Raw genomic sequence first — 11,737 nt, forward strand, 5'->3', positions numbered from 1 at the left:
GTGTGGATCAGCCGCGAGTCGATTGCGGCAATTCGGCGACCAGGCGCAACGAGGCGGTCAGCTCGTCCAGTTGGTAATGCGGACGCAGGTATGTCACGGCTTTGTACACACCTGGTTTGCCGGGAACCTCGAACACTTCAGCCCGCGCTTCGCGCAACGGGAATTTGGCCTTGGCTTCCTGGCTGGCGGTGTCATCCAGCAGCACATAGCTTGACAGCCATTTGTTGAGGAACATCTCAACGTCCTTGCGGGACGCGAAGCTGCCGATCTTGTCGCGCATGATCGCCTTCATGTAGTGCGCGATGCGCGACGTGGCGAAGATGTATTGCAGCTGCGCGGAAAGCCGGGCGTTGGCGTTGGCGATGTCGGTGTTGTAGTGCTTCTGTTTCTGCGCCGACTGAGTGCCGAAGAACGCGGCGTAGTCGGTGCCTTTGCAGTGCACCAGCGGAATGAAGCCAAGGTCCGACAGCTCTTTTTCACGACGGTCGGTGATGGCGATTTCGGTCGGGCACTTGAGGGCAATTTCGCCGTCATCGGTTTTGAACGTGTGCGTCGGCAGGCCTTCCACCAGACCTCCACCCTCGACACCTCGAATCGCCACGCACCAGCCGTAACGCGAGAACGCGTCGGTGACCCGAGTGCCCAGTGCGTAGGCGGCGTTCATCCACAGGTACTTGTTGTGGTCGCGGCCATCGACGCTTTCCACGAAGTTGAATTCTTCAACTGGCGTGGTATCCGGGCCATAAGGCAGGCGACCCAGCACGTGCGGCAACGTCAGACCGACATAACGCGAGTCTTCGGAGGCGCGGAACGACTTCCACTTGGCGTATTCGACGGTGTCGAAAATCTTCGCCAGGTCCCGTGGGCCGGACATGTCGGTAAACGAATCCCAGCCGAACAGCTCAGGCGAAGCCGCCGAGATAAACGGTGCATGGGCCGCGGCGGCGACATGGGAAATCTCTTCGAGCAGGTACATGTCTTCGGGGCTGCGATTGAACTCGTAATCACCCAGCAACATGCCGAACGGTGCACCACCGAAGGTGCCGTATTCTTCTTCGTAGATCTTTTTGAACAGCGCGCTCTGGTCGAATTCGGAGGCGGACTTGAGGTCGCGCACCAGGTCTTTCTTCGACGCATTGAGCAGGTGAATCTTCAGCGTGGTGCTGGTTTCGGTCTGGTCCACCTGATACTTCAGGCCACGCCACGACGCTTCCAGTTGCTGGAATTCGCGAGCATGCATGATTTCGTTCATCTGCTCGGAGAGCATCGCGTCGATTTCGGCGATGCGCGCGTCGAGCACGGCGATCAGGTCCTTGCTCGGCGTCATTTCGCCTTCGAGCACCTGGCTGACCAGTTCGCCGATCAAATCACGTGTGCGGGTGCGCTCAGTCTCGGAGCGCGCCACACGGCTTTGCGAAATGATGCTGTCGAGCAGCGAGGATTGCGGGGCGAAGTTTTCCACTTCAACCAGATCGCCATCCTGTTGAGTCACGCTTTGCTTATCGTTCATCTTCAGGCTCCTACTCTTTGCCATCGGTGGCTGGAACAGCGGCTTCACGGCCGAATTCCTTGCCCAGCGCTTTCAACTTTTCGGTGTTCTGCAACACGTCCATGAGCAGCTCTTCGAGCTTGTCGTTGCCGCCCATCTTGTTGCGCAGATCAGCCAGCTTGTTGCGCACTTCCAGCAGCTTGCGCAGCGGCTCGACCTGCTTCACCACGTTCTGCGGCTCGAAGTCTTCGAGGGCGTTGAAGTTGAGCTCGACGCCCAACTGCGTGTCGTTCCTGACCAGCGTGTTGTCGACCCGATAACTCAGGCGCGGCTTGATGCCCTTGAGCACGCCGTTGAAGTTGTCGCGGTCGATGAAAATGAACTTGCGGTCTTTGAGCTTCGGCAGCGGCTCCAGCGGGTTGCCGGAGAAATCGCCCAGCACACCGACGACAAAGGGCAGCTCTTTCTTTTCCTGAGCGTCACCGATATCCACGTCGTAGGTGATATGGACCCGAGGCGCGCGAACGCGGTCGAGTTTGTGCTGGGTACTTTCCTTCTTCGCCATCGTGATCTCCTGTGCGAACAATTCGCTGCAAGTCGTTTGCGTTCCGGCCAACGGGTGGCCGGGCGCGTTACATTCCTTCGATCGTCAGCAGAAGGCGCTGACGGATTTCATCGTTCATTTCCAAAATATTGTCGTGGCCTACCAGCTCTTCGAAACTGGTATTGCCGGCGATCTGGGTGCTGCTGCGGATAACCGCCTCATCAGGCAGTTGGGCGCGTACCGGTGAGCCGATGACGCAAAAGGGCAGGTCGCCAAAGTCTTTCAGGCGCTCGAAACTGAGGGGGAATCGCAGTCCGTCAAACAAACGGCCCAAGCCGGGTGACTGACTCAGGCAGTAGAACAACACGAGGTAGTGCACGACGAAGCGGTACAACTCGGCGCTGCTGCGATTGGGATCTTTGATGACTGTGCGAAAGCGCGCCAGGTCGAACGAGTTGAAGCCCACGACCCAGCGCACAGGGCTGGTGATGCGGATGGTCTGGCCGCTTTGCGAGAGCACCTTGTCGTACTCCAGCGGAAACAGTTCCGGCGTCGTGCCGATCAGGTTGAGAGGCACTTCCAGTTCATTGACCAACTGAAAGGGCGTTGCCGACCCGATGCGGTCGTAGAGTTCCTTGAACTCCTTGAAGTGGTGCTGGGTTTCGCGGCCGCTGCTGCGCTGCGCGCCTTGCAGGTATTCACCGAAAAACGTCTGCGGACGGATCAGCAATGCGAGGGTCGACAGATAATCCGAAGCCTGCGCCTTGAGCGCATCGGAAATGGCCCGGGTCTGGCTTCGCAATTTGATCAGTGCTTCAACGTCAAACGTCTGAGTCATCGGCGTATCTTCCTTGAACTCTTTACGACCGCTTCCCGATTATTCAGGGAAAACGTGAAGAGCTACGAATTTCTCAATTGAACACCTGTTCACAAAGTGCGATGGCCGATGTTTCTACATCGGAAATGCACATTGGCAGGAATTTGCAGGAACACGGTGCTGGCATATGGATGTCGAGTGGCCAGCAACGTCGTATATGGCAACATCTCGAATAGAAAAGTTCACACAGAAAAGGATTTTTTCTCGTTTTTGATACATGCCGCAATGATGTCCGCTTGCCATTAGTTGATGGATCTGTCTGATAGAAGGCTCTGAAACCTAGCAAGTTCAATGGTTTGAGAAGGATTATGGATCCAATTTACAAATAAAATTAATTTGAAAAAAGGTGAACCGGTTCACCAAATTCAGGTTCGTTGAGTGCCAGTAAAAACGTGAACGGAGAAAAGGTGAGGTTTATTGCGCCTGGAAGTGATGGCAATACAGAGTATTTGGAATAAGGAATCGCTGGCCGCGGAACCGGACGTTCGTTCGATCACGGTCAATATCGACGATGAACTGGCCGCTGTGTCGCTGACCTTCCCTGAGGAGGAAATGGGCACCCAACTGCCGCACCCGTCGGACACTCATGCCAGCCAGGCCACAGAAAACGTCCGACTGCACGAAGGTGCACGCTGGCGCGGCTGGATCACTCTTGTTTCCTTCATCCTGCTGATGTTGCTGGGCCTGGGTCTGCTGATGTGGCCGCCGCTGTTTCCAGAGGCTGCAGCAAGCAATAAGGGATTGACACTGGTTCCGGGCGCAGCGCTCTTCTTGCTGATGGCGTGCCTGCTGCCGTTCTCGCTGCGCATGCTCATGCGAGCGAGCAACACCGCGTTGCTGCTGACCCCCGATCACCTCGTTTTCGCCAACCTCAAGCAGCCGCTGCCGATCCATCACGTCGCCGATTTCGGCCTGCGAGTGGGGCAGGGAGTGCATTTGAACCTGTTGCTCGAAGGCGACGCGCCCATGCCAGATCTGACCTCGCGCTCGCTCTTTGCCCCTGATGTGAAGCTCGACAAGAAAAAATGCTGGGTCCAGTTGCAACTGATGCAGTCTTGTCGCGACGACAAGAAACTCAAGGAGAAGGAGTTGGCGGAACTGATTGGTACGTAACTGAACGCAGGGACGCGCGGCATTTGTTGCAGCAGCGGTTTGAGCAGGCGTAACGAAGGGGGCGGTGGCAGCCGCTGAGGTTGTCAGCCATCGAGTGAGCGGCGTTCTATTTTTCGAAAGCAGTAACGCTGACATTGCCATTGTGCAAATCGACGGAGTAGCTGAGGCCATTCCAGTTACCGGCAATCACCGCCGCATCTTTGTCGCAGTAGAGGTTCATGTAGGGCTTGTCGACTTCCGTGCCATGGGGGCTTTCTTCGATTTGCCAGAGCAGTTCACCGTGTATCGACAGTGCAAAGACGTTTCTGTTGAAAATCACATCGGTTGCGGGCTCGACCAGAATCAACAGCCTGTTGTTGTGTTGAAGGGTCGCTTTGACGGGGTGAGGAAGGTGGATAGGTTGATCCGCTAGCCACAGGGTTCCGTTTTGAACACTATGCGGGGTCTCGGTGGTCATTTTCGCCTCTAGCGTTATCAATGAAGTCGCAAAAATGCTATGGGCGAGGAAGACTTTCTGGCGGCATTCCATTTGGAAGTTGAATCTTCAGACCGTGGGCGATTTGATCGCCAATGTAGAGGGCAATCCCCAGTGCGCTGGCTAGTTCAGGGTCGTTGGGTTCAAACTCTTTGCCGACCCAGGCACCGAGAGTTAATTGGTGCAGTCTTGCTTTGTCTTTTTCAATTCCCAGCAACACGTTTTTGATGAATTGCAATTGGATCAACGAGCTTGAGTAGATATGGTATTCCGGGCACCCGTTGTATCTCAGGGCGGTGATTGCTATCGCATTGTCGATGTAATCCAGGGCTGTTATTGGTGTTTTCAAGGATTGCTCGCTTCCGGCTCCAGCGGTTTGATAGCTACGTGACGCCACGTAATCATCAAACATTTGAGCCTGTTCTCCGGTCTGGTCAGAATTTCGATCAACGTGTGTTCTATAGCCAAGGAACTGTTCCGATCGTGGCCCATGAGTCAGTAGGGAAACAATGGCTGCACATTGGATGAGCCAATAGATTTCAAACGAGGATTCGGTGCCTCGACCAAAACCAAGATTTTCTGCCTGCTTGTACAAATCAGCGGCCAGTTGGCCGGCGCTTTCGTGGTTTATCGTGTTCTGTGGTGTCAAACCGACCGGCTCATTCGCTATGACGAATACCCTGTAGCGTTGTAGCAGAAGGGCATCCACAAGCGTCAAGTCCGGGCAGGCGGGGGGTAGTAACGGTACAAAAACCTCCGTTTCACGATTGATTGGTATCCAGGACAAGTTTCTCTCCACTTGGGAAGGTGCCTTGGCCATTTCGGTCAAGGGGACTTCATCAACAACCTGCTCCGTGGGGGCGGGTGGCAGATCGGTTTTTTGCCTGAAAAGAGCTTTTAATTGATGCAGTAGTTTTGACATGGGAAAGCCTTCAGCGGTCGAATCAACGTTAATTATCGATATCTATTTCCATCTAAATATTAAATAGCCGACCCTCTGTTATTTCCAGGCTTCTCAATGAGCAACTCGTCCAGTTCTCTGCGACGACATTTCATAACGAAATCCACAGCGGCATCACTGTTTTGTTGGAAAAATTCGAAGCTTGCGTGATCTATTTCGTAATACTCCTCGTAGTCAATCATGCCGTTGCTAACTGGAAATGAAACGTAGAGCCTACCGGAGGTTTCCTCGATTCCTAGCGAAAAAAGTTCTTCGCGATTTACGTAAATGTCTTTGCATTTCAAATGTGTTCCCCACTGTACAGGCGTGGTTTTTAGCTGTGCTCATCGTTAACTTTTGCAATCGTCCGGTGCTAACGTGACTTCGGCGATGTTTTTTAAATCAGCGCTATTGTATTGGTAAGTGATTTTGTTACCTAAAGCCAGAACCAACAAATACGCGGTTTGGCTGCACAGGGATTTGTTTATTTGTTGAGCCAGATAGCTCTGATAATAAGCTTGCTCACCGGGACGACCTTCGTACCCCGACAGCGTCAATTTATAATGGACGGTTCGATCTGCGTACGTGATGTTGTCGATGCGTGTGGCTAAGTCGAGCATGATCGGTAACTGTTGCTGCTGTTGATTAACAACCTCGGCGAGTATTTTTTCCGCATCCTCTGCGTACAGGGGCGTCGTGAAAATCATTGCAGCGATGAAAGCCAAAGGGCCATGGCGGAAATAGGACGGCTTCAAACTGATCTCTCCCTGATGTGTGGTTGCGGCTGCAAAATTGACAGCCGCCCATGCTGACTGATCATCCTTAGTTACGCGTTCGCGCTGTTGTCAGTCAGGCTTCAAACCGCTGTTCTTCTTCTCTTCCATCTGCGCCTTGAGTCGGCGCAGCGTCGGCGATTCTCCGCCGGTTAGTTCGATTTTGAACTCGGCAAAGGCATGCTCGAGCTCGGCGTACTGCTGCAGTCCTTCTTCGGTGAACAGGTAACGTCCAGGGATATCCCGCCATTCCATTGGAGCCCGAATCTGGCCACGTTCCGCCAGGATCAGCAACGGTTCCAGCTCCACGGCCAGTTTTGCGGCGGCAGGGTCTTTTGCTTTCAGTGCGTCAATGGCTGCCCGTAGCTTCAGCGTCTTCTCTTTCAGTAGTTCAATATTCATACGGGACTCTAGTTGGAGGTAGTGCCGATCAATTTTGGCACTCCCCACTCGGCACGGTTAGGTGTCAGGTATTGGAATGCTTCGCCAGTGCGCTGGATCGCGCCGCTCAATTCTGTCGTAGGGGCGACTTTACTGACAAATACTTCGGTTGGCTGCAAAGGCGCCATCTCGAAGATGGAATAGCGGGGTGCCTCGCTGCCCAAAGGCAAGCCGAACGAGTCGGCCAGCGTTCGTCCGGAGCTGGCGGCTGCCTGCATTTCCTCGTGAGTTGTGAAGAAAGGCGAATAGGGCGAAACGCTCTGGCCTTCAGGCACAATCTTGATCAGGGGCGAATTGATCAACCGGACTTCTGGAATCGTCGAGCCTGATGCCACCTGGTCAAACGCTCGGGAGTAAATGGTAGTGGCGTCGGCATCCGGCGCCGCGGCTTGCAGCTTGCCCAGCAGTTTCTCCCCGTCCGTAGTGTTCAGGAAGCTTTCGATTTGCTCGTTCGACAAGCCCTTGGTCTTGAAGGTCTGGACCTTCTTGATCTGGTCTTCCACGGACACGAAATCGGGATCCTGCTTGGCGTAGTACTCGCGCATAGTCTCCGGTTCAGCCTTCGCCAGTGGCGTCGGCTCCTTCACCTGCAGCTCCGCCTGAGCCAGCAACTTCTGCTCATTGCGCGCCAGCCAGCCTGCCAATTGCTTGTTCGATATCTCTGCTTGCAGCTTCGCGCTGCGCGTCGCGATGCTTTCCATGCTGCCCACAACACCCGCTTTCACCTGGCCGCGTGTCAGGTAGGTGACGATGGCGGTCAGTAGCAGCAACACCAATTGCTCCTGGCCGCGGGCCAGTTGTCGTGCTGCTCGTTCGATACGTTCCTGTACCAATGCGGCAGAACCACCAGTAGGGTCCAGGCCGGCAGGTTTGACGCCTTCTTCCGAATGCCAGGCTGTGGCGATGCCTTCTTGCAATGTAGACAGGCAGGCGGGTAGACCCTGGTAAAAATATTCAGCAATAGCCGACAAGCCCAGTCCCATGAGAATCAGATTGCCGACTTGCAGGCCGATACCGGCCCCGGCGGCAGCTCCGGGTGCGGCGCCGACACCGAATGCGAAAGCACCCGCAGCGCCCCCGGCGATGGTGCCGACCGCGACGCTACCGCCGAGAATCATCGAAACTTCTTTGACCAACTGCAGCAGCACAGGGAGGATCTGCTCGATTTCGATCGAGGCCCATTTGCGCTTGAGGTCCATTTGGATGATCGGGTAGGAGAGCGTCATGGCGCGAGTCACCGCATCGATTCGGTGCCCGCCCATGTAGCCATAGGCCTGGCTCGCCCCATTGCCGACGCGCCGGGTAAAGCCGTTCCAGTTGTCGTGAGCGCTTTGCAAGCCCTCATTGACGCCCTGGTTCAGCTCGCTGAATTTCTGATCGAGATTTCGTTCGACGTCGGCCCAGCTGGGCACATTCGCTAAAAGATCCATTTACACATCACTGCCCTTGGGTGGAAGAAGCTTCCCTGTCGCTACGTTTTAAGTGTCGGATATTCGACTCTATGCGTGAGCCGCAGTACTGGCCATTAGCCGCAGTCTAGACAGCACTACGGGTAATAAAATTCAATGTGGATCCCATTTTTATTATTCACGTTACACTCGGCAATGATGTCATTGAGGCACTAGTCGCTTTTTAATAGCACCTAATTTCCGTTCCTCGTTGATATACCGGCGTTTCTGCCGTGCTGAATGGGCTCATAAATATTTTTCAAACTTTCCTGATGGACGAGTTCGCGTCTGGAGGTCGCTGTGCAAGGCCGGCTCCGGGTTGACACGGTGCAGGGCGAAGGTGTTTCCTTTGCTGCTTTCGAAGCGCCGTTATACCGCTGAGATTGTGACCGTTCTCTCAATTTTGCGCGGTTAGTGGCACTTTCGCACTGCACCGCGGTCGCAGTACCAGACTTTGAATCCCGTTTTCAGAAATCTTCTACAGACTCAAAAGTATGACGGGTAAAAGTTTGTAGGCAGTTTCATACAAAGTTTCAGGTATTTAGGTCCGCCATCTCACAAGGCGGCGGGTTGTTTCCCTGATCCATGATGTTGCAATCGGGTTTTGACCCTCTTGTCAGATTCGTTATGCGCAGTGGCTGGCGAGGACGGTAGCGTTCTCCACTGCTTTCAAGGAGATACACATGTTGATGGACCTTGCCGCGATGCTTTCGCCGCAGAATCGGCGCCTGTTCAAATTCACGAACCTTGCCAATCCCGACCAGCAATTATTGCTTGAGTCCTTCAAGGGAACTGAAGGTCTGTCACGTGCCTATAACTTCGAATTGCTGCTGGTGTGCCAGGATTCGGAGGTTGAGCTCAAGTCGATGATGGGCCAGCACGTGGTGCTGGAGATCGAGCTGGCCGAGGCGGGCCCACGGTATCTGTCGGGTTACCTGACACGCTTCGCCAGTATCGGCAGTGATGGCGGCATGGCCCGCTACACCGCAACGCTGAACCCCTGGTTCTCGATGCTGAAAAACCGTTTCGACACCCGCATCTTCCAGGGCTGCACCGTCGAAGACGTAGTGACTCAGGTGTTCGCCTTATGCACCGCGTTTTCCCGACATGAATTCCGCCTGAGCAAGCCGCTCAAAAAGTACACCTACATCACCCAATATCGCGAAACCGATTTCAACTTCGTCCAGCGCCTGCTGGAAGAAGAGGGGATGTTCTACTACTTCGAGCACACTGCCGAAGGCCACGTCATGATCATCTGCGACGACTCCACCACGCTGGTGCCGTTGCCTGAGCAGCCACAGATTCGCTATCACACCGCTTCGGTCACCGAGACCGCGGACTCCATTACCCAATGGAGCGGCAACCGCCAATTGCAGTCCGGCAAGATCGCTGTCCAGACCTTCGATTACCGCCAGCCGACCAATCGCTTGCCAGTTACCATGAAGAGCCTGAACAAACAGGGCGATGTCGAAGATTTCGAGATCTACGACTTCCCCGGCCAGTACACCCACGGCACCTATGACGAAGGCGAGGCGCTGGTCCGGTTGCGCGTTGAAGCGCTGGAGCTGAAAGGCAAAAGCTTTCAAGGCGCCAGCAACTGCCGCGCGATGAAACCCGGCTACACCTTCGAACTGCTGCAGCATTACGACCACGATCAAGGCTCACCCGACGATCGCCAGTTCCTGCTGATGAGCGTCGAAAGCGAAGGTCACAACAACTACCTCAACGGGTACCAGGCGAGTTACTACAACACCTTCTCCTGCGTGCGCAAAAAGATCGTGTTCCGCCCTCAACTGACCACACCGCGCCCGACCATTTCCGGCCCGCAGACCGCCATCGTTGTCGGCCCGCCGGGCGAGGAAATCTTCACCGACGAACTCGGCCGCGTGAAAGTGCAATTCCACTGGGACCGCAAAGGCGAGCACAACGACAAGAGTTCGTGCTGGGTTCGCGTGGCGCAATCCGGAGCCAGCGGCGGCTTCGGCAGCATCCTCATTCCACGTGTCGGCGATGAAGTTGTCGTGGTCTTTCTGGACGGTAACCCCGACCGTCCGCTGATCATGGGCAGCCTCTACAACAGCCAGAACACGCCGCCGTGGTCGCTACCGGCGAACAAGACGCAGAGCGGGTTTTTGACGCGGTCGATGAAGGGCGATGGCGGCACGGCGAACTTTTTCCGCTTTGAAGACAAGGCGGGGGCCGAGCAGGTCATCGTGCATGCCGAGCGCAACATGGACACCGAGATCGAGGTCGACGAGATCCACAGCGTCGGCAGCAATCGCACGATCACGGTCGGCGGCACGCACACTGAAACGATCAAGAAAGACACGGTGATGAATGTCCAGGAAGGCTCGTTGACGATTCAGGTCGATAACCAGTTCATTCAGGTCAATGCCAAGCAGCACATCATTCTTCAGGTGGGGGACAGCAGCATCACCCTCACGCCGGATGGCATCGAGATCAAAGGCAAGACGATTGTCACGACCAGCACTGGCACCACCCAAATCACGGGCTCCGAGGTTCGGGTCAATGACTAGAGAATCGTGTCTATGACCAGAACCAGCATTTACGATCGCATTTCCGCCAAGCGTATTGCCCTGGAAGAAGCCGCGCGCCTTGAGCAGCAAAATGCGCCGGTCGTTGAGCGAGAGCCCGAGCCGGAACCCATGCCTGTCGTTGCCCTGCAAAGCACGCCCAGCAGCTTCAATTTCGGCGGTTTCAATCTGGCATTCCCAGCGGGTTTCAACTTTCGCGATATCCAGACGACCATCGAACACGAAGGCGAGCCGATCATCTTGACGATCAAGCGTCGTGATGTGGCGCAGGGCCAGAACCTGGAAAAGCTTTTCGAAGCATCCGTACAGATGTTTCGCACGATTTATCCCGAGTTGCGCATCATCCGTCAGCGCGAGTACAGCGTGGCGGGCAGTGCCGCCAAGTGCCTGGATTTCCACTTCAAGATCGGTCACGCCGAACGCCACGGACGTCTTGTGGGCGCCATTGTTCCTGTTGCCGGGAGTGAGGAAGTGCAGTGGCTGAATATTTCTTGCGTGATTGATCCAACCAAGCCTGTCCTCAGTCTTTGGCTTGTTGATTTTGACAGCATGCTCGAAGGCCTCGCGGCCCGCTGATACCTAATTTTTCGATTTCAGGAATTTACATCACATGGATTATGAATTGCAGGAAGGCAGCATCGCGTTGCCGCAGGGTTTTCAGGACCGCACGGTAAACATGTTTGTGCTGGGGGCGAGCATTCCTGCACCGCTGAGTATCACCATCTCCAGGGACATGCTGCTACCCGCCGAGGCGCTCAAAGCCTACGTTGATCGTCAGGTGAAAATGCTTGCCTCCAAGCTGCGCGGCTACACCCTGCTAGGCAAAAAGGCGGTTGCGCTGTCGACCTCTGCGCCGATCGACGGCATCCAGATCGATGCGTATTACATGACCGATGGTCGACCGTTCTATCAGCGCCAAGCGGCATTTCTGATTGAGCCCGGCCGCGCGATTATTTTCTCCACCACAGCCCAGGCCGATTTCAGTAGCGAGCAAAACCAGAACTGGATGGACCTGCTGGCCAGCTTCCAGCCTCGCCAGCCCGGCGCAACCAAGACCGACTCCAGCGCACAGGAGTAACGGC

The 11,737-nt window shown here is 55.2% G+C and carries 13 protein-coding genes; 4 read left to right on the plus strand and 9 right to left on the minus strand.

All coding sequences use genetic code 11. The annotated features are described in order from the left end of the window. Positions 1 to 7 precede the first annotated feature (7 nt). The 3 genes from tssC to ACWIKB_RS27680 form a co-directional block, all read right to left on the minus strand. The gene (gene tssC / locus ACWIKB_RS27670; RefSeq protein WP_475270670.1) at positions 8 to 1,510 is read right to left on the minus strand and encodes a type VI secretion system contractile sheath large subunit; all 1,503 of its coding nucleotides are present in this window, start codon (positions 1,508 to 1,510) and stop codon (positions 8 to 10) included. Positions 1,511 to 1,520: 10 nt separating this feature from the next. Then, positions 1,521 to 2,054 (minus strand): type VI secretion system contractile sheath small subunit, encoded by a 534-nt coding sequence (gene tssB / locus ACWIKB_RS27675; RefSeq protein ID WP_475270671.1) that lies wholly within the window; start codon positions 2,052 to 2,054, stop codon positions 1,521 to 1,523. A 67-nt stretch (positions 2,055 to 2,121) separates the two neighbouring features. Further along, positions 2,122 to 2,871, minus strand: a complete 750-nt coding sequence (locus ACWIKB_RS27680) for a hypothetical protein (protein ID WP_475270672.1) — start codon at positions 2,869 to 2,871, stop codon at positions 2,122 to 2,124. A 456-nt stretch (positions 2,872 to 3,327) separates the two neighbouring features. On the opposite strand from ACWIKB_RS27680, the gene ACWIKB_RS27685 reads away from it, so the two are divergent. Then, positions 3,328 to 4,023 carry a peptidase M48, Ste24p gene (locus tag ACWIKB_RS27685; RefSeq protein ID WP_475270673.1) on the plus strand — a complete coding sequence of 232 codons (696 nt, stop codon included), beginning with the start codon at positions 3,328 to 3,330 and terminating at the stop codon, positions 4,021 to 4,023. Between the two features lie 106 nt (positions 4,024 to 4,129). On the opposite strand, the gene ACWIKB_RS27690 is transcribed toward ACWIKB_RS27685, so the two are convergent. The 6 genes from ACWIKB_RS27690 to ACWIKB_RS27715 all read right to left on the minus strand — a co-directional run bounded on the left by ACWIKB_RS27690 (position 4,130) and on the right by ACWIKB_RS27715 (position 8,082). Next, on the minus strand, positions 4,130 to 4,480 hold the full coding sequence (locus tag ACWIKB_RS27690) for a DUF7957 family protein (RefSeq protein ID WP_475270674.1): 351 nt from the start codon (positions 4,478 to 4,480) through the stop codon (positions 4,130 to 4,132). 37 nt (positions 4,481 to 4,517) lie between these two features. Further along, positions 4,518 to 5,420, minus strand: a complete 903-nt coding sequence (locus tag ACWIKB_RS27695; protein WP_475270675.1) for an immunity protein Tsi6 family protein — start codon at positions 5,418 to 5,420, stop codon at positions 4,518 to 4,520. 59 nt (positions 5,421 to 5,479) lie between these two features. Next, entirely contained in the window at positions 5,480 to 5,743 is a 264-nt protein-coding gene (locus tag ACWIKB_RS27700) for a hypothetical protein (protein ID WP_475270676.1), read from the minus strand. A 45-nt stretch (positions 5,744 to 5,788) separates the two neighbouring features. After that, complete coding sequence (locus tag ACWIKB_RS27705; RefSeq protein WP_475270677.1) at positions 5,789 to 6,193, minus strand: hypothetical protein; 405 nt, start codon at positions 6,191 to 6,193, stop codon at positions 5,789 to 5,791. A 90-nt stretch (positions 6,194 to 6,283) separates the two neighbouring features. Then, positions 6,284 to 6,613 (minus strand): hypothetical protein, encoded by a 330-nt coding sequence (locus ACWIKB_RS27710; RefSeq protein WP_475270678.1) that lies wholly within the window; start codon positions 6,611 to 6,613, stop codon positions 6,284 to 6,286. Positions 6,614 to 6,621: 8 nt separating this feature from the next. Beyond that, positions 6,622 to 8,082 carry a DUF6861 domain-containing protein gene (locus tag ACWIKB_RS27715; RefSeq protein WP_475270680.1) on the minus strand — a complete coding sequence of 487 codons (1,461 nt, stop codon included), beginning with the start codon at positions 8,080 to 8,082 and terminating at the stop codon, positions 6,622 to 6,624. A 701-nt stretch (positions 8,083 to 8,783) separates the two neighbouring features. Here ACWIKB_RS27715 and ACWIKB_RS27720 point away from each other — a divergent pair. From ACWIKB_RS27720 to ACWIKB_RS27730, 3 genes are read left to right on the plus strand one after another with little or no spacing between them, the layout of a single operon-like run. Then, positions 8,784 to 10,637 (plus strand): type VI secretion system Vgr family protein, encoded by a 1,854-nt coding sequence (locus ACWIKB_RS27720; protein ID WP_475270681.1) that lies wholly within the window; start codon positions 8,784 to 8,786, stop codon positions 10,635 to 10,637. Between the two features lie 12 nt (positions 10,638 to 10,649). Next, entirely contained in the window at positions 10,650 to 11,231 is a 582-nt protein-coding gene (locus ACWIKB_RS27725; protein ID WP_475270682.1) for a hypothetical protein, read from the plus strand. A gap of 34 nt (positions 11,232 to 11,265) precedes the next feature. Continuing rightward, positions 11,266 to 11,733: a DcrB-related protein gene (locus ACWIKB_RS27730; RefSeq protein ID WP_475270683.1), complete on the plus strand. Its 468-nt coding sequence runs from the start codon at positions 11,266 to 11,268 to the stop codon at positions 11,731 to 11,733. The last annotated feature ends 4 nt before the right edge of the window (positions 11,734 to 11,737 follow it).

The sequence above is a fragment of the Pseudomonas sp. 5Vm1k genome (assembly GCF_056161485.1).